This is a genomic window from Agriterribacter sp. (genome assembly GCF_035497235.1).
In the GTDB taxonomy this organism is placed as follows: domain Bacteria; phylum Bacteroidota; class Bacteroidia; order Chitinophagales; family Chitinophagaceae; genus Agriterribacter.
The window spans coordinates 98793-117882 of record NZ_DATJEB010000049.1 but is presented as its reverse complement, the minus strand read 5'-3'; the positions used below and the strand labels follow the sequence as shown (position 1 = coordinate 117882).

The following is a 19090-nucleotide window of genomic DNA, read 5'->3' as shown; positions in this document are numbered from 1 at the left end:
AATCAGAAAAAGTACAATCCATTATTATGCCGGGGGGCATTCTACTACTACACTTTCACATCTTCTGCAATATCTATTTCTACCCGTAAGTTTTCAATAATAAATTCCTGCCTGTCCTGTGTATTTTTGCCCATATAATATTCCAGCAACTGCTGCAAATGTGTTTCCGGCATAACCATTACCGGCTGCTTGCGCATATCCGAACTAATAAACCGCACAAATTCATCCGGTGAAATTTCGCCCAAACCTTTAAACCTCGTAATCTCGGGCTTGGCCCCTAATTTTTTTATGGCGGCCTGCTTTTCCGTTTCATCATAGCAATAAATGGTTTCCTGCTTGTTGCGTACCCTGAACAGGGGCGTTTCAAGAATGTATACATGCCCGTTCTTTACCAGGTCGGGAAAAAATTGCAAAAAGAAGGTGAGCAGCAGCAGCCTGATGTGCATGCCATCCACATCGGCATCTGTTGCCACTACAATATTGTTGTATCTTAACCCTTCAATACCATCTTCAATATTTAAGGCGTGCTGCAGCAGGTTAAACTCTTCATTTTCATATACCACTTTTTTAGTGAGTCCGTAACAGTTTAAGGGTTTACCCCTGAGGCTGAATACGGCCTGCGTTTCCACATCGCGGGCTTTGGTAATGGAGCCGCTTGCCGAATCGCCTTCCGTAATAAAAATAGTACTCTCTAACTGGCGTTCATGAAAAGCTTGCTTACTCTTATTATTAGGCGGATCATCATTTAAATGGATCCGGCAATCGCGTAGTTTGCGATTGTGCAAATTGGCTTTTTTAGCTCTTTCATTGGCTAATTTTTTTATGCCTGCCAATTCCTTGCGTTCTCTTTCACTTTGCTCAATCCGCTTTTTTAAGGCTTCAGCGATAGCATGGTTTTTATGCAAAAAGTTATCCAGTTCCTTAGAAAGAAATTCATGCACGAAATTCTTCATGCTCACGCCGCCTTCCTGCATGTACTGCGAGCCCAGTTTGGTTTTGGTTTGACTTTCAAATACGGGTTCAACCACCCTCACTGCCACAGCAGCCACAATACTTTGCCGGATGTCTGTAAAATCATAATCCTTCTTATAAAAATCCCTTATCACTTTTACAAAAGCTTCGCGGAAGGCCTGGTGATGGGTTCCGCCCTGTGTAGTATACTGTCCGTTTACAAAACTGAATATTTCTTCGCCGTAATCGTTATTGTGTGTTATAGCCAGTTCAATATCGTCTCCTTTGAGATGTATAATAGGATAGCGCACTTCATCGGCATTGGTTTTGCGCTGCAACAGATCCAGCAATCCATTTTTGCTGACGTACTTTTTGCCGTTGAATGTTATTACCAGCCCGGCATTGAGGTAACAGTAGTTCCACAACAGGTTATCAATATATTCGGGCTGAAAGTGAAAGTTGCGGAATACCGTATCATCAGGAATAAAGGTTACCAGGGTGCCATTGGTTTCATCTGTTTTCGATTCTTTATATTCCTTTATCAACACGCCTCTTTCAAACTCTGCGGTTTTTTGTTTGCCTTCCCTTATCGCCATCACCTTAAAATAATGACTCAGCGCATTCACCGCCTTGGTTCCCACACCGTTTAAGCCCACCGATTTCTGAAAAGCTTTGCTATCATACTTCGCGCCGGTATTGATCTTACTTACTACATCCACTACCTTGCCTAATGGAATACCTCTTCCAAAATCGCGAACGGTAACCGTTTTCCCTTCCACCACAATATCTACCTGTTTTCCATATCCCATCATATGCTCATCTATGCAATTATCCAGTACTTCTTTCAGCAACACATATATACCATCATCGGGGCTGCTGCCATCTCCCAGTTTTCCTATATACATTCCGGGACGTAACCGGATATGTTCGCGCCAGTCTAATGATCTTATCGAATCTTCTGTATAATCAAACAGGTTTTGTTTCGTTTCCGCCATATGTTATTTCTATATTCTGTGCATTTAAAACATGCAAAGGTATACTAATTATTTTAGTAATTGTAAGACGCCGCAAATATAATAAAACGAAATCAGAGCCCCTTAGCAGAATATACACCCTTGTGCATAACGAAGCGATTAGCCTTCAGCAATTAGCTATCAGGTTTTACAGGCCAATACTTCACATCCTGCATACTCATACCTCATACCCGGAAACTGATAACTAACTTCTAAGCTTCTGTTAACATACCTTAACATAGTGCCGTTATATTTTTTGGCATAGTAGTTGTCTTTAATAGCGTATCCCTCCTGATTTTACATCCCCCTGGAATAAGATAAAACTGTAACCAATTACAAAATCAATAAATTCCAGCATTATGAAAAAAGCAAGGCTCACATTAGCGGCACTTAGTATTGTTGCCGCAGGATTATTTGCGTTTAACGTGATTACAAACGGTTCAGTTAAAGGTACAGTTAAACCGGCAGACGCTGCTGTAAGAGCATGGGCCATTTCGGGTACAGATACGCTCAAGGCAGATATTGCAAACGGCGCGTTTGAAATTACCGATGCCAAGCCAGGAACCTATAAAGTGATCATTGAAGCTAACGCTCCTTACAAAAATGCATCTAAAGAAGGTGTAGAAGTTAAGGACGGAGAATCAACAGACGTTGGAGAAATTGCATTAGAACAGTAGTAGCAAATTGCTAATTCCATTTATTATGATGTATTAGTAGTTGATGCTGTAAAAAATACAGGAGCGGTATGCATATGCATATCGCTTTTGTATTTTAAAGTGAAAAGGAAAAAATGTGATCTATAGTTTATATTTGACCGGTATTTAAAGAATACTTAAAATATCTATACCTAAAACAAAGCAAATGAAAAATTTAATTGCTATCATCGCAATCTGCATTATTGCAGGCGCGGTTATTTCAGCCACAAACAAAGAACAGAAAATGCTCAGACACGTTGTTTTATTTAAATTTAAAGATGACGCTACTGCCCGGCAGGTAAAGGAAGTAGAAAATGCATTCCGGGCGCTGCCATCAAAAATCAAAGAAATTAAGGCATTAGAATGGGGGACCAACAATAGCCCGGAAAACCTTGCACAGGGATTTACGCATTGCTTTTTTGTTAGCTTTACAAGTGAGAAAGACAGGGCTATATATCTTCCGCATGTTGCACATAAGGCATTTGTAGACGTGCTAACACCCTACTTAGATAAAGTTTTAGTAATAGACTACTGGGCAAAGGATTAAATGGTTATTATTAATACGCTGCTTAAATGAATATAGAAAATAATAAAAATGAGGACGCCCTGAAGCTGGCGTTAAGCCATGTAAAGCAGGAGCGTGAGATAATTTATGCAGGCGGTGGCAAAAAAGCAATAAAAAAGCAAAAAGAAAAGAACAAACTGCTTGCGCGGGAACGAATTGAATATTTGACAGACAGGGGTGCGCCTTTTGTAGAAATTGGCGTTTTTTCGGGCTATGAAATGTATGAAGCATACGGTGGTTGCCCCGCAGGCGGAACGGTTGCCGGCATAGGGTATGTAAGCGGAAAACAATGCGTAATTGTAGCCAATGACCAAACCGTAAAAGCCGGTGCGTGGTTTCCGGCTACAGGAAAAAAAAATCTGCGCATGCAGGAAATTGCCATGGAAAATAATCTGCCGGTAATTTATTTAGTAGACAGTGCCGGCGTTTTTTTGCCCCTGCAGGATGAGATTTTTCCGGATAAAGAACATTTTGGCCGCATCTTTCGCAATAACGCCCGCATGAGCGCCATGGGCATTACCCAAATTGCCGCGGTAATGGGCGCCTGTGTTGCAGGTGGCGCCTACCTTCCTGTAATGAGTGATGAAACACTGATCGTAAACAACCAGGGTTCTATTTATCTTGCCGGACCTTACTTAGTGAAAGCAGCTATTGGAGAGGAAGTAGATGCGGAAAGCCTGGGCGGCGCGGTAACCCATACAGAAATAAGCGGTATTGCCGACTATAAATTCGACACTGAACAGCAATGCTTAGATGAGATAAAAAAGATATGTGCTAAACTGGGTACAAAAGAAACCGCAGGATTCAACAGGATAAAAAGCAAAGTTCCGAAAAAAGACCCTGCGGAAATTTATGGTATTCTGCCTTCAGATGCATCGAAGCCCTATGATATGCTTGAGATCATTGAAAGGATAACAGACGATTCTGATTTTGATCAGTATAAAAAAGATTACGGACAAACTATTTTATGCGGCTATGCCCGTATTGAAGGCTGGGCAGTTGGCATAGTGGCCAACCAGCGTAAAATAATTAAGAATAAACGCGGGGAAATGCAGATGGGTGGCGTTATTTATAACGACAGTGCGGATAAGGCCGCCCGTTTTATAATGAACTGCAACCAAAAAAATATTCCTTTGGTTTTTTTGCAGGATGTAACCGGCTTTATGGTGGGCAGCCGCAGCGAACATTCGGGCATTATTAAAGACGGCGCAAAAATGGTGAATGCCGTAGCCAATTCTGTTGTACCCAAAATCACAATTATTATTGGTAACTCATACGGAGCGGGCAATTATGCCATGTGTGGCAAAGCCTATGATCCGCGGTTTATTTATGCGTGGCCTTCTGCAAAAATAGCGGTAATGGGAGGCGGGCAGGCCGCTCAAACCTTATTACAAATACAGGTGAATGCGCTAAAAGCAAAAGAAGAAACCATTGATCCTACGGCTGAGAAAAAATTATTAGATGACATAAAGAACCGCTACGAAAAACAAACCACTCCATTTTATGCCGCTGCACGGTTATGGGTAGACGATATTATTGACCCGGCAGATACCCGGAAACTGATTGCGGAAGGCATAGCCGCAGCCAACCACAAAAAAATAACAGACAGCTTTAGCCTCGGTGTTTTTCAGGTGTGAGGGATGAGGTGTCAGGTATCAGCAGTCAGGTATCAGCAGTCAGGTATCAGGGGTCAGCAGTAAGCAGTCAGTCTTTAACCAATCAATCAAGTTCATATGACAGTTCCCATATACCAGGCGGATGCATTTACACAAAATATGTTTGGAGGAAATCCCGCTGCCGTATGCCCGTTAAAAGAATGGCTAACGGATGAGATAATGCAAAACATAGCACTCGAAAACAATCTTGCTGAAACAGCATTTATTGTTCCCGAAAATGACGGATACCATATCCGGTGGTTTACGCCAACCGTTGAAGTAGATCTTTGCGGGCACGCCACGCTGGCCGCAGCTCATATCTTTTTCAATCATTTACAACATACGGAAAAAGAGATTGGCTTTCATTCAAAAAGCGGACTGCTAAAAGTTACCCGGAAAAAAAACGGGCAGCTTACTTTAGATTTTCCGGCAGACCGTTTTGAAAGCATAACCGATATACCTGCAGCCATAAACGAAGGTCTTGGGATAAGGATAAATGAAGTATACAAAGGAAAGTTTGACTACATGGCGGTGGTAAACAACCAGCAAACGATTGAACAATTACAACCCGACTTTAAAACACTGGCTACTATTAAGAGCAGAGGTGTACTCGTAACTGCACGTGGAGACGATGCGGATTTTGTTTCGCGGTGTTTCTTTCCGCAAAGCGGCATTGATGAAGACCCTGTTACAGGATCGGCGCATACCCTGCTTACCCCATATTGGGCTGAAGTGCTTGGTAAAAAGGAAATGACAGCCATCCAGCTTTCCGCAAGAAAGGGCTATTTGGATTGTGAACTATCGGGCAACAGGGTTTTAATGAGCGGCTATGCAGTTACCTACATGAAAGGAGAAATAATATTATAAAATCAGAAGAAGTTAAATCCGGATTTCGAAATTAACTTCTTCGGGCTTCCGGCAACACAACTATGTCTCAACCAACACTAATTATTTATACCGATGGCGCGGCAAGGGGTAATCCCGGGCGGGGAGGATACGGCGCCATTTTAAAATGGGGCACAGCCGAAAAAGAACTATCACAGGGCTACCGGCTCACTACCAATAACCGTATGGAACTGATGGCGGTGATTGCGGCGCTGGAAGCATTAACCAAAGGCAATATGCCCGTTACCATTTATTCGGACAGCCAGTATGTAGTAAAGGCGGTAAAAGAAGGCTGGCTGAAAAAATGGATCGCAACCGATTTTAAAGGCGGCAAAAAAAACAAAGATCTCTGGAAACGTTTTTACCAGCTTTCACAAAAACACAATATACAATTTGTGTGGGTAAAAGGACATGCCGACAATCCTTACAATAACCGTTGTGATGAACTGGCTACTGCTGCTGCAGATGGAAAAAACCTGGTAGCAGATGATATGTATGAAAACGGGATCAATGACTGATTATAATTAAATAAATAAATTATGTATAAACTCACAGGCAAAGTACAGCACTATGCATGGGGTGGAACAGCATATATACCGGCATTATTAGGAATAGACAATACTCCACAACAACCTTATGCCGAATACTGGATGGGCGCACATGCCAGCGCGCCTTCCTTTGTTGAACAAAATACAAACCACAACATCGCTTTAAATGAACTGATCGGGAATAATCCGGCGCAATGGCTGGGAGAAAAAACTGCTGCCCGGTTTGGCAGATTACCCTACCTGTTTAAAGTATTGGATGTAAAGGATATGCTCTCTATACAGGTACATCCTTCCAAAGCAGAAGCTGAAAAAGGTTTTGCCCGGGAGAATGAAGCAGGCATTCCGCTTAACGCGCCCCATCGCAATTATAAAGACGATAATCACAAACCCGAAGTAATGCTGGCTTTAAGCGAGTTTTGGTTATTGCATGGTTTCAAAGAAAAGAAATTACTGTTGCAAACTTTACAGCAAACAGATGCATTTGAAACATTATTGCCCGTATTTGAAAAAGAAGGTTATTACGGATTATATAAACAGGTAATGGAATTGCCCCAGGCTGACGTAAATAACATGCTGAGACCGTTACTTCAAAAAGCTGAACTATTATATAAAGCCGGCCGGTTATCAAAATCTGACCCGGCATACTGGGCCTGTAAAACATTAACATCGCATAATGGCAATAATACCGGTATTGACCGGGGAATATTTTCCATTTATTTTTTTAATATCGTACAGTTACACCCCGGACAGGCCATATTCCAGGGTGCAGGGGTGCCCCATGCTTATTTAGAAGGACAGAATATGGAGCTGATGTCTAATTCTGATAATGTATTACGCGGCGGGTTAACCAGCAAGCATATAGATGTAGCTGAACTTTTAAAACATACTTTGTTCGAAGGTATTGTTCCGCAGGTTATGAATGGAGAAAAAACCGGCGAGGAAACCATCTATCATTGCCCGGTACCCGATTTTATTGTAAGCAGCATTACGGTTAACAAACAATCCATATACAGGCACACTGCTTTTTCCGCGGAAATACTGTTGATAACAGAAGGTGAAGCAGTCATTACAAGCGGTATGCAAACACTTCACTTAAAAAAAGGAGAAGCTGTGCTGGTTGGCGCTTCCGAAACCTATACCATAAGCGCCGGCACAAGGGCAGTATTATATAAAGCGGGTGTACCAAAGCAGCATGCATAAACCATAAACTACAAATTGAAAAACCGGAAGCCCGAAATCCGGAGAAATATAAAGCACCAAGTAAATACTCACTGATCCAACACTCTTTTTGGATCAACTATAAACTACTCCCCCAAATTTTAAAGTGGCCCTTTATTTTAATTATTCAGTTTTTGATGCAATAGCTTCCAGCACCCTTATATCAGCATCTTTTTCATGAACCGACAGCTCCGGAAAAGCCTGTGCGGTGTACATATTAAAACTCCATCGTATAATTTTTTGTGAAGGATGTTTTTTCAATTGGCTTGTCAAAAATTCCAGGCCGCTACCTGTTCCAAGTCCACTCTTATCTATTGCCCAGGCTTTTACCAGCAGACTGCTGTTTTTTATTTTATATGTCGCCGGACGCTGAACAATGGTCTGGATGATTTTTTCCGATGCCGCCTTTTTCCCCAATGCCTCATAACAGATCACTTCGAGAAAATCGGGTACCAACTGATCCATATCCTGTTCATATGGTTTGCCTGATCCAAGCTGTGTGGGCCATGCTTTCGATTGTTTAAGAAAACCCAGCGCTTTTACATATTTTTTTTGATGGAGTGCCTGAACGCCCTGCATCAGTTTTGCTTCGCGATAAAGCTCATGTCCTTCTGTAGCGCCTTCAAAGGGAATGATATACAATCCGGCCAACACCTTATCCGCTTTGGTATACTGCTGGTTGAGCAGGAGTGTTTTCGCATACAGCATGCCCATTTTATAATCGGAAGCATGTTTTTTATAATATGCTTCACAAGCATCCAATGCCTCCTTATACCGTTGCTGCCCGATAAAAAATTCAGTAAGGAGTTTATGGTATCTCCAGTTGGATGGATCAAGGCTTATCGCCTTGTTGAGATGATTCAGTGTGACCGGGGCATCGTGCGGAGTGGTGTTCATCCTGGTAATATAAAACGGGGCATAATCAGGTGCTGTACCACAGGCATGAAACAGCTCGCCTGCGTCATTGATCCTGTTATGGCTTCTGTAAATAAGTGCCAGGTAATATTTGGTTTTCCAGGAATGGCTTTCGTGGGCAAGCTGTTCCAAAATGCGTGCAGTTTCATGGCGGAACGGAAAGATGAATGCGGGTGAAAGCTTTTCTGCTTTTTCGATCCAGGGGGTATATGGTCTTTGGCTTTGATGGCATATCCAGGCCAACCAGTACATCGCTTCGGGATGACCGGATATTCTGGTCAACAACTGTTCTGCCTCCTTTGTGCAACCTCTGATATAATAGGCTATCGCAAGCTCAAGCATTGTTTCGGAAGGCATCTCATTCCGGATAAGCATACTGAAATAGGTATAAGGATACTTTATGCTATCCGATAAATATCTTTCAAACCGGGCAAAATGATTAAGCGGATCGTTCTGTAACAATTCGCCCAGCAAGGCTGATGTCTGCTGCATGGAATGCTGGTGCCTGAAGGCGATGGCTTTGATTTCGTGAGCTGTATTGTTTTTTGCATTGTATGCAAGCGCCTTATCGGCGTATGCCACAGCTTCCGCATATTGTTTATTCCTGAGCTGTATTTTCGCCAGTTCCGTATAAGCAGCTCCCCGGAATTCCGTTGACTGCGTTGCCATACTGAACGCATCCAACGCATCGCCATTCTTGCGAAGTGAAAGGCTGGCCAATCCAAAATAATAGTTGGCAGCACCATCGTATGTGTCGATTGCCAGCGCGTGGCGGGCATACAAAGCAGCCGAATCATATAGCATAGACTCCAGCTTCAGCCATGCCATAGCGGTTAGGGAAGGAACATGAAAGCTGTCTTTTTGAATTGCCAGCCTGAGGTAACGTTCCGCTTCGCCGTAAAATCTTTGTTGCAGCCTGTCGGTAGCAATCCGGTACAGATGATGCGCACTGTTATCTATACCCGCGGGAGCATATAAAGGACGCGTCAAAGTATCCTTCTCTTCTTTTTCATCATATACCATTTTATGCTTACCGATCTTAACCACTATATTTCCGCTGAGGTCAGGGCTTGAAATTGAGTCTGAAAAAAAATCCAGCGGCGCCAGGGATACAAACCGGCTGTACAGCGTTTTTCCGGCTGCTTCAACCTGGATGGAATCGGAGATGGCGGCAACGGGTGAAAAATACAGCGCGAGTTTACCGCTGTCTTTTTGAACATGCAGGGTACCGTATGGATTAGCCACAGAGATCCCTTTTGTTTGTAGCACGGGGAACCAGTATTCAGACCAGGTATCCGTGCCATAACGTGCAAAACCTGTTTGCTTAAAAGGGGTAAAGGAACTGGTTTCCACATTCTGATTAAACAGTCGCCCGGCCTGTACTTCCACATACTGCCCGTCATGATCAGATAAAATATTTTGCCAGATCATCCCCTGCTCAGACAATCCCCAGATAAATAATTTTTTTCCAGGCTTATCATCTTTGTGGGAATAATGCGCCATCCCGAAATTTTTGTCATGCCAGTAGCCACCAAAAAAATCAGCCTGTTTTCCCATCACATGATAGGACTTATATTCCCCGAAATCATTCTGTTCATAAAAAGACAATTGTTTTCCATTGCTTGTATTTATCGGCCAATTTCCCACTTCGCCTTCATGGCCGATATAATGATTTCCCGGTGCAATAAATTCCAGGTTACCTGCGGAAGGAATAGCTGCATTCATCCAGTGATAATAAGGCTGGGTGATAGAATTAGAATTATGCCAGAAAGACCGTGTGGTAAAATAGGCCTTACCAACGGGCAGGTTGATCTCTATTCTCCAGGTAGACCGGGTGATCAAATCAAGGGCGCCTACAAAACAGCTCACGCTTCCGTCCTCATTTTTTCGGGTGCTGTAGTCCACGGGTGTTGAACAGTTGGGCGTATGCCCGATGATGCCGTAATTAAATTCAATACCGCCACTGGTCCATGCACCACGCATAGCAATGTCACGGAACTTAACCACATGATTATAATATAAAAAAGGCTGGTTGGTTTTCTTTTCGATGGCGGTCCAGATCTTGCCCCCGATCTCCGGGAAAATCAGCACTTTGATAAATTGATTTTCCAGTTCCACGACCTTCCAGTTTTTAGGAACGGCTTCGTTGGTATACCCATCAAATCTATAATAAGGATACATATTGGGATAGGCTTCAACGGGAGATGCAATCGGATTAGGGTCAGAAAAAGGATACGTTGGCATGGACATCGTTTTCTCCGTAAGCTGCGCCTGCTGCTGCGCGACAGATATGACTGAAAAAAAAACCAATGCACAAAAACTCATGACATACTTCATCGTATACAATTTTGAGGACTTGTTTGTAAGTAATAAAAAAGCAGGTAAGCGCTTATCGCTCAGAAACGATTAACAGGCAATCTCCTTTGGCATCTATTAAAATCGGTTCCCCTGGTTTATAGGTTCTCTTCACCTGGTAATCATCTATGGCAGGTGCTGTAATATTTACTTTCGCAGGATCTAAGCCCAGTACTTTCCAGTTCAGTTTTAAGTGTACCGTAGCCGGTTTATTTTCCCAACTACCCACTGCAATCAGCGTCTTCCCTTTTTTCACATATGCGGTGGCAACGATGTTTTTGTGATCTGTAGTAACTACGGGCGTTTTTTCCCAATAACCTCTCATCTGCGCTTCAGCAATGCCGAATTCATCCCAAAGTTTCCACATCGGAACAAACCCGCGATGGGTCATTCCAAAACTCATCCCTCTCCTGTTGTTTACACTCATGTGCATCAATACATCGTTGCCAATGCCAAATGGTATTCCGCTTACTTCGGTCAACCAGAAATCGGCCGGCATCAGGTCAAAATTAAATCCTTCGCCGAACCATGTTTTATCTATAAAAGGGAACATCTCCAGGTTCTGGTTCATAGAACCCAGGGAGAATGCGGTATTGGAATGCAGGTCAATCATGCAATCGGGTTTGGTAAGCTCCATTACCTTGCGCATTCTTTTGATGATATTGCGGTCAAAGGAAACATCATCGAGATACAGCCCGTCAATATCCATGTTTTTTACCAGCCAGTTTAATCCTTCAATATAATAGTTATACCAGCGCGATTCACTGCCGTTCAGAATAGCGGCATCCACTACCCCATTACCCAGGTGCGTATACCATTGCGGTGAATAATCCGTTACGAGATGTTCCTGCAGCCACTGGTAACCACCACCGTCTCCACCGGACAATACTTCATTGCCCAGGCTGCGCAAGGCCCATATTTCGGTAAGATGATTGCTCAGCTCCCTGACCGTATAATATATTTTGACCTTCCATCCTTTTGCATGCCACTGCTCCGTAATGCCTTTCATTTCTTTTTGCGCGATGAATGGATAATTGATAAAAGGGTTGTATGGGTTGGCATGATGAATATTCATCACATTCCCTCCGTTTGCAATCACCTCGGGAGTAGGATACGGACTATGGAAATACCGTTCTGTAAACTGTTTTTTCATGTCCATTGCTTTTACTGGCGTAAGCAATACCGCAAACTCGTAATCAACGGATTGACCCGCGTTCATTTTTCTTGCTCCACTATATGCAGATGCGGTAACGGTTTGCTCATCACTGTCAATCCTGAAACCGCCATTCACGCCATTAAACCAACTGGCTGGCGGATTGGGCTGGTATAAATTCAGCAACGGGCCATGGTAGCGGCCACCCCTCAGTTCACATTGGAGTCCGCCGCTTGTTTCGCCTATCCAGAAACTGTCTTCTGTTTTCAGCCAGCGGGAGATATGATTTTTGGGTGTATAACCGCCCATTCTGCCCATACCTACCAGGTAGGTAGCAAATTTTTTTTTCATGGGAAAAGCGATACGGATATCCTGGATATGCACAGGGATCTTTGCCTGCACGCGATATTTGTAGCTAAGCCTTCCATCGAACTCCATTTCTCCATTGCATTCAAGCAACAAGCTGTCATTTTCAATCCTGCTTTTCCATTTGATAATACCAGGCTTTTTTTCTGTAATAGAAAATTTTCCTGCCGGAAAAACCACTACCCTGTTGTTGATTTCCACAGCAAATTGCACGGGAGCAGCTAAAATACTTTTATCCGTGATATTGATTTGAGCGGGTAATCCATAGGAATCCAGCAACACGGATTTCCCGGTAGCTTCAATGCGGTTACCTGTTGCTTGCAGCGCCTTATAACGTAACGTTGGATTATCATTGATGCCCAGGGTGGAATTCAGCCACCGGAGCCTTGAATGCCGCCATGTTTCACCGTCGCCCCGGTCGGGCAGGGTTGAATCAGCAATACTGAGCTGCAGTTTTATCGTTTGTTCCTTCGCGTTATCAGCAGCCAAAGTAATCATACCCTGGTAATTACCCGGTGCTGCCCCTGCAGGAATATCTATCCCGATCCAGAGTGGCTGCACCTTTCCCTGTATAATATGTACTTTTTTGGTGAAGGGCTTCCCCTTCGTATCCACACCGGTGGTATTGAAGCAGGTAATTGCCGATAAAGGAATCGTGTTGCCTTTGGCATCTTTTAAATCGGAGAATACCGGTTTAATATTTTCAATGTTTTTATGTGCTGCGATTACGCCGAGTTGAAAAGCATAATATTCATTTTTCAGTGCATGCCCGGTGAAGGCTAGCGATGGTTGCTTTTCAATCCAGCGTAGGGGCAAGGCATCCGGCATTCGGATGGGATAAGTTCTGTCTTCTGCAAAAACAAGAAAATCTGCGGTGTTCCTGTGCAGAAAGCTATCTACTTCCTTGGCTGTGGCGGTGACTTCCATGGGGTAGAAACTATCAAAAGATGATCTCGCCTGTATTTGCTTAACCGTAGCTTCCTGTACATTATGGAAAGCGGAGGGATTGTCAGCCAATGCATGTTGCTGCGTCCATGAAGCAGCAGGTTTTTTTTCAGGATCAAGATAGTATCCTGGACTGTATTGCTTAAGTTCCGGTGTATAAGGAAGATAATAAAAGTAATATTCTCCCGGCTCTTTTACAGGACCAAAAACGAGCTCGCATCTTTCCTTATCAATATACACCCTGTGAATATTAGGCACTTCCGTTCCTGTTGCAGCAGATACGATCTGCATTTTTCTTGTTTCAGGATCCTTATCATGCCTTCTCCACAGGAAATTAATATGGACGGCATCCGCAGGCTCTTTGATGTTGATAACCGCCCGGTGATTTCCGAATTGTTCCGGCCAGGAAGCGGCAGGCACAGTATAGGTAATATCCTTGTTCTGGGCTTGTGTACTCCACATTACAAATAAGGCACAAACGAAGCAGGTAATTTTTTTCATGATAATAATTGATGCATATGGAATACTCCGGGTTGAATGGATGAACATTTTCTCTATGGAAAGAAAATGTAAAGAAAGGAAGAGGAAATCCTCTCCCTTATTATAAATAGCCCCGAACCAAAGCGTTTATATTGTTTTATAAGTATAATTAAAGATCACTGATTTATTCTACCTGGAACCATTGCCTGCGTGGCATGCAATGATTGTTTTGTACCTGTAAAAAATAATTATTGGGTTCAATACCCACAGGACTTTGAATATCAAAATAAACAGTATTTCCTTTTACTTTTCCTTTGCTCACCTCAAAGCCAGGTGCTTTTAATACAAGCGATGAAATATTTCTTTTTTCAGATAGCGGATTCCAGGGAGCGAAAAGTTTTACAGCCACCTGCATCCCTGATCCGGCACTTAGCATCCGGTTCAGTGGTTCTATGACCGGCAGCGGCGGGCAGGACACAGCAGGGAAAAATACCAACGACAATGGGTGATGCAGTTTTATAGATATCCCTTTTTTACTGCGCGTTATGGGTATTGGTTTCATCTCAAGGGTCTGCACATTAAATTCAAAAGCATACTTAAATTTTTCAGGCAGTTCCGGAAGCATCACATCTATTTCGCCCGCGGACAGCGCACTGATATCATCATGCCCTCCTATTAAAAGCCAGTAATCTTTGTTCTTCCAAAGATGTCCCATCCATGCGGGGTCCTGCGCGGCGGTCGGATCCTGGTCGGTGATATCCGCTTTCACCAGCGTTTCTGCAAATGTTGGATACAATTCGTAAAAGGGTAAACGGATGCCGGGTCCGGAAGGATAATCATCGGACCGTTCTGTTCCTTTATCGGTCCAGGCCCAGTTGAGCCGGTATGCTTCGGGCTTACCCATGATGGCACCTGTGATAGCAGCTTCTGCAGCGCCTGCATGGTAAGACATGGCCATATACTGCGGCAGGGCCACTTTCATCGCATCAATTTCCTTACCGCTGCAGTCCATTACCAGGGCGCCGTTGGTATAAGTATGGAAATAGTCCATGAAAAATTCGGTGGAGATCACCATTTGTGGATTGATTTGATCTACCGCTTCCCGGATTCTTCTCAGGTATTCCCGCGTCCATACCTGGCTATCATACGGGCTGGCATGATGGTGCTCCTGGTTGAAGCAGGGCTTGAACGGAAAGCCGATTTCATCAAGTCGTATTTCATCAACGCCTGCCCTGGCAAGCATGGTACAGACCCGTATGATGTTATCCTGCCAGGGTTTATATCCCAGGCAGTTAAAAATGCCGAAGATCTCCGTTTCCTTTTCACCGCGGTAACCAAAATTGATTTCGCCTTCCTTATTATTAACGATCGCCCACTTTTTCCAGTCACCATCCTTAAACAACGGGCTGGTTGTTCTGATGCCATATCCGGCAACGTACATGGCTACTTTTCGGCCAAAGCGATGCACATTTTTTACACCTTCTTCAAAAGCTGATTTTCCACCAAGGTCTGAGCGGAAGTCAAGAAATCCGGAAGACATCCAGGGACCATAGGTTTCCGGCCAAAGATTCACCCCTTCATTCCACATGGCCATTTCCAGGCAATCCGAATAACCACCCTGATATAAATGCAACAGATTACGGAAAGAAGTAAAACTATGGGGTTGTTGAGTTGATTTGTTCTTTTCTACAGCTTCCCGCGTAGGAATCCAGCTACTTCCCCGTATGACAACTTCATTGGTATACCACCGGGGCACGGGTCTCGGTTTGAGATATTCATTGGCCCAACCCTGGTATACTTTCGCAGCGGTGCGCCAGTTGCCATTAAAAACAACCACGCGGGCGGTTGGCCATTGAAAGGAAAGACCAGGTTGTATCTCTTTGGTATCAAAGTATAAGGACTGCATCCCCCCACCCGGGAAACAGGTAAGGATTTTATTGCTGAAAGCAGTATCCATGGTTATAAATGCCAATCCCTCATCCAACGCAGGCTCATATACACATTGCCATTGCATGGAAACATCCCTGCCGTACACCCCCCCACTGTTTTTTTCCCATGCTTTAATGCCGGGATAACCCCTGTCCCACATATTCACGGCGAGATTTGTCGCGGCTGTATTTCCAAGACTGATGCCTGAGAAATAAGGTAAAGCTGAATATATGCGGCAGGACGCATCTGAACCATTGGTAACGGCCAGCGAGCAATCAAAATAATCCGCGGCATTGGAGAGCGTGATGGTAACCTTTACCTTAACAGCAAATGTTTTCGGGCGGATCTGTAAAATGAGCTCCGTAACATCCTTTTTTTTGTTCAGGAAAAAGTGCTCCAGGATACAACCGGAAGGATCCACAAGCACACCTCCATCGCTTCCATTATGCGGTCCTGCTGAAAGATCCGGCATTTTACCTGCGTTGAGGTATAACCTGAACAGGTTTCCGCCTGCGGGATGTTTGATATAATTATCGCCGGTTTTTTTATTGATCAGTTTAGTCAACGCCCCGGTTGCTGGATCAAATGCCAATGCCAGTTGCCTGTTTTCCAGTTGAATAATTTTTTGTGCTTTTTCAACGGGGTGGCGTGCAGATGCAGGCAAAGAAATAGATAATAAACAAACGCAAATGATGATAAGGCGCATACAGGATAAAAGTGTTGTTTGAATCAATTGAAGTTTCTACCCAGGTTCTCCGGATGAAATGTAACAGGATACCTGCCATAATACAGGCATCCGGTTAACAGGTAATACATTAATACATGCTAGTTGTTTATGGAAACCTTAATCTTTTACATACCTGGCCGACATACCGGCACACACAGGGTATCCATCAACGTTAGAATCCTGCCGGAAAATATTATTATCCCAGCCTGCCAGCATCCTGCGGAAAAAGGAGTCATAAGGATGACCCTCTTTAGCCGCCCAGTAGTGCGCCCATACGCCCAGCTCCTGGAAAGCCCCACCACACCATTGTTTACCGCCGGGCATTAAATTGAACGCCATATCATTGTTTGCACCATCCCATCCCTTCAGCCTGCCACCACCGGCGGCTCTCCATTCCAATGCGTTAGCCGCTTCCGGAGTTAATGCTCCGTTCGAAGAGATGATTTCCAGTTTTTTCCATTCCTCATCGGTGGCCAAATGCCACCCTTCCGGCGCCAGGTCGGTAGCCTGCTGAAGATTATATAATGCGCCGTAGGTTTTATACTCCTGCGTGGCCTTCGCTTCCGGGATGCTGGATCCCATATATTCCTGTACCCATATCCCTGCGGCATTGCCTATATCAGGAAGATGCCGGAAGTTCTGTGTCATCCAGATCACACCACCATATTGTTTTACCGTATATACCTCACCGTCTCTTGCATCGGTAAAGGTTGGCGGAATAAATACAATGATCAAAGGTTCGCTATAAGAAGTACCCAATGAATTCACGGCATAGGCAGTGATGTAATATTTCACAAATAATTCGAGCGATGGAATGGTATATGTAAAGCTACCCTGTGCTTCACCCAACAACATTTTGTTTGTATTGAGCAGCGGGTCTTCATGTGTTCCCCATATTAACCCCCGTTCGGTAACCAGGTCTCCACCCACAGCCGTTACTTCGCCTACAGCTATTACGGCAGTATCGCCGATGCTTTCATATTCCTGGTTGATGGTAACGGTTGGAGCCACCAGTTTGGAGGAACGGAAAGCAACAACTTCTCCATACGTGGTTCCTGCTGCATTAATGGCATAGGCTTTTACAAACAGCGCCGTATCCTTTACAAGGTTTTCTATTTTCTTTTTAAAGTCTCCTTTGGGATCCGATTCCGTTTTTGTACCCTGTTTAATAATAAGACTATCTGCGAGAGACATATTTACAGAGCCATCTGTATTTAACATCTCCGGGCTTTGATATATCCAGTAAAATCCGCGAGAAAGGACCTCCCCGCCGCCATCAGGTGCATCTGCTACGAGTTCCGCAGTGGAAGCCGTTACATTCACAGGATATTTGGTTTCAACGGCAGGCGTTACTGCCGGATTGTAATCCATTTTTTTTGTGCAGGCTGCGAACAGCATGACATGTATCAGAAGAAGGAATATTTTTTTCATAACAATGTAGAATGATTTGTGATGCTGAATGTTCAATTACGATGTTGTCAGTACCTTACCCGGAAACCAATATTAGCTTCCGTGGCATCGGGAGAAACGGAATACCGTTTGGTGCTGCTAAAAGCTTCCTCCGCAAAGGAACCTCCTCTCAGTACTTTATACTCTCCTGAAGAAGGACCGGTAGGGTTATCAATGCCACTGTTTGCATAATAATCGGCGCCGTACCAGTCTTCGCACCACTCCCATACGTTGCCGGTCATATCATACACACCCAGTTCATTCGCCTGTTTTTGACCAACAGGGTGTAACTGATCGCCTGCATTGCTGTTGTACCATGCAACGTCAGCAGCATTATCGCTGCCTGCATAGATATATTTGTTGGTTAATAATCCACCCCTTGCCGCAAATTCCCAGCTCGCTTCACTTGGCAGCGTATAACCAAACAGGTTACAATATGCTTTTGCACCATACCACGATACTTCTACTGCGGGATAATCTTCAAATCCTGTTTTAGGACGAAACGCATTGTTATCATACACGATCAGCACATCCTCATCATCCATATCAATATATTCGAGGTTTCCTACGGCGCCTTCCGGGGAAATTTGTCCTGCGCTATCCAGCTTGTTCAGGAATTTGCAATACTGGGTGTTGGTAACCTCATGTGTAGCAATAAAATAATTGGGAAGTGTTACTTCATGAACCGGTGTTTCGTCCGGCGCTCCAACAAGACTTCCCATGCTGAATGTTTGCCCGGTGAGGAAACCCTCTACAAAAACACCACCGGCTGGTATGGGGGGAGTTCGGGCCAGTACCGGGTAACTGTATTGAACGCCATCGCCGTTAATAGCAAAAAAGCGTACATAATAAGCAGTGTCTGGCTGTAATCCCGTAACGCGTAAATTGATCAGACCAGTACCTCCTTCTGCGTGCATGGTATCAGCCTGAATAGTAGGGAACTGCACTACTTTGGAATCACCTGCACTGGTTTTCATTTCCCAGCAGGCGCCTCTTTGAATAATGGCGGAACTACCTTCCACATACACGCGGCCCTGGATATCAGCGAAGGTGGGCCCCACTGCTTTGAGTGTTGTTTTCGAAAGCTGGGGAAGGGCTGTGTCTTTTTTGCACGCCCCGTGCATCAGCGGCAGCACGACTGCCAGTATAAAATATAATAAACTATTTGGTTTGCGCATTATTGTAAACGTTTAATGATCCTGTTAACAGACCGGATGGTAAATGGTTTTAAGCTGGCTGCA

Annotated in this window: 12 protein-coding genes; 6 read left to right on the top strand and 6 right to left on the bottom strand. The window is 44.1% G+C overall.

The window, feature by feature from the left end; translation table 11 throughout:
- Positions 1 to 47: 47 nt before the first annotated feature.
- Positions 48 to 1946: a toprim domain-containing protein gene (locus VL121_RS16665; RefSeq protein ID WP_325407417.1), complete on the bottom strand. Its 1899-nt coding sequence runs from the start codon at positions 1944 to 1946 to the stop codon at positions 48 to 50.
- A 377-nt stretch (positions 1947 to 2323) separates the two neighbouring features.
- On the opposite strand from VL121_RS16665, the gene VL121_RS16660 reads away from it, so the two are divergent.
- The 6 genes from VL121_RS16660 to manA all read left to right on the top strand — a co-directional run bounded on the left by VL121_RS16660 (position 2324) and on the right by manA (position 7512).
- Complete coding sequence (locus VL121_RS16660) at positions 2324 to 2641, top strand: peptidase associated/transthyretin-like domain-containing protein (protein WP_325407415.1); 318 nt, start codon at positions 2324 to 2326, stop codon at positions 2639 to 2641.
- A gap of 184 nt (positions 2642 to 2825) precedes the next feature.
- Positions 2826 to 3206 carry a Dabb family protein gene (locus VL121_RS16655; RefSeq protein ID WP_325407413.1) on the top strand — a complete coding sequence of 127 codons (381 nt, stop codon included), beginning with the start codon at positions 2826 to 2828 and terminating at the stop codon, positions 3204 to 3206.
- Between the two features lie 26 nt (positions 3207 to 3232).
- On the top strand, positions 3233 to 4861 hold the full coding sequence (locus VL121_RS16650; RefSeq protein ID WP_325407411.1) for an acyl-CoA carboxylase subunit beta: 1629 nt from the start codon (positions 3233 to 3235) through the stop codon (positions 4859 to 4861).
- 96 nt (positions 4862 to 4957) lie between these two features.
- Positions 4958 to 5746, top strand: coding sequence for a PhzF family phenazine biosynthesis protein (locus VL121_RS16645; protein ID WP_325407409.1), 789 nt, complete (start codon positions 4958 to 4960; stop codon positions 5744 to 5746).
- A gap of 62 nt (positions 5747 to 5808) precedes the next feature.
- The gene (rnhA, locus tag VL121_RS16640) at positions 5809 to 6282 is read left to right on the top strand and encodes a ribonuclease HI (protein ID WP_325407407.1); all 474 of its coding nucleotides are present in this window, start codon (positions 5809 to 5811) and stop codon (positions 6280 to 6282) included.
- A gap of 21 nt (positions 6283 to 6303) precedes the next feature.
- On the top strand, positions 6304 to 7512 hold the full coding sequence (gene manA / locus VL121_RS16635) for a mannose-6-phosphate isomerase, class I (RefSeq protein ID WP_325407405.1): 1209 nt from the start codon (positions 6304 to 6306) through the stop codon (positions 7510 to 7512).
- A gap of 141 nt (positions 7513 to 7653) precedes the next feature.
- Here the strand turns inward: manA and VL121_RS16630 are convergent, their stop codons facing one another.
- From VL121_RS16630 to VL121_RS16610, 5 genes are all read right to left on the bottom strand, one after another.
- On the bottom strand, positions 7654 to 10782 hold the full coding sequence (locus VL121_RS16630) for a baseplate wedge protein 53 (protein WP_325407403.1): 3129 nt from the start codon (positions 10780 to 10782) through the stop codon (positions 7654 to 7656).
- A gap of 52 nt (positions 10783 to 10834) precedes the next feature.
- A complete protein-coding gene (locus tag VL121_RS16625; protein ID WP_325407401.1) occupies positions 10835 to 13765 on the bottom strand; it encodes a glycoside hydrolase domain-containing protein in 2931 nt (976 codons plus the stop codon).
- A gap of 163 nt (positions 13766 to 13928) precedes the next feature.
- Positions 13929 to 16379: a DUF6259 domain-containing protein gene (locus tag VL121_RS16620; protein WP_325407399.1), complete on the bottom strand. Its 2451-nt coding sequence runs from the start codon at positions 16377 to 16379 to the stop codon at positions 13929 to 13931.
- A 138-nt stretch (positions 16380 to 16517) separates the two neighbouring features.
- Entirely contained in the window at positions 16518 to 17831 is a 1314-nt protein-coding gene (locus VL121_RS16615; protein WP_152267063.1) for a fibrobacter succinogenes major paralogous domain-containing protein, read from the bottom strand.
- A 47-nt stretch (positions 17832 to 17878) separates the two neighbouring features.
- Entirely contained in the window at positions 17879 to 19027 is a 1149-nt protein-coding gene (locus tag VL121_RS16610; protein WP_325407396.1) for a formylglycine-generating enzyme family protein, read from the bottom strand.
- Between the last annotated feature and the right edge of the window lie 63 nt (positions 19028 to 19090).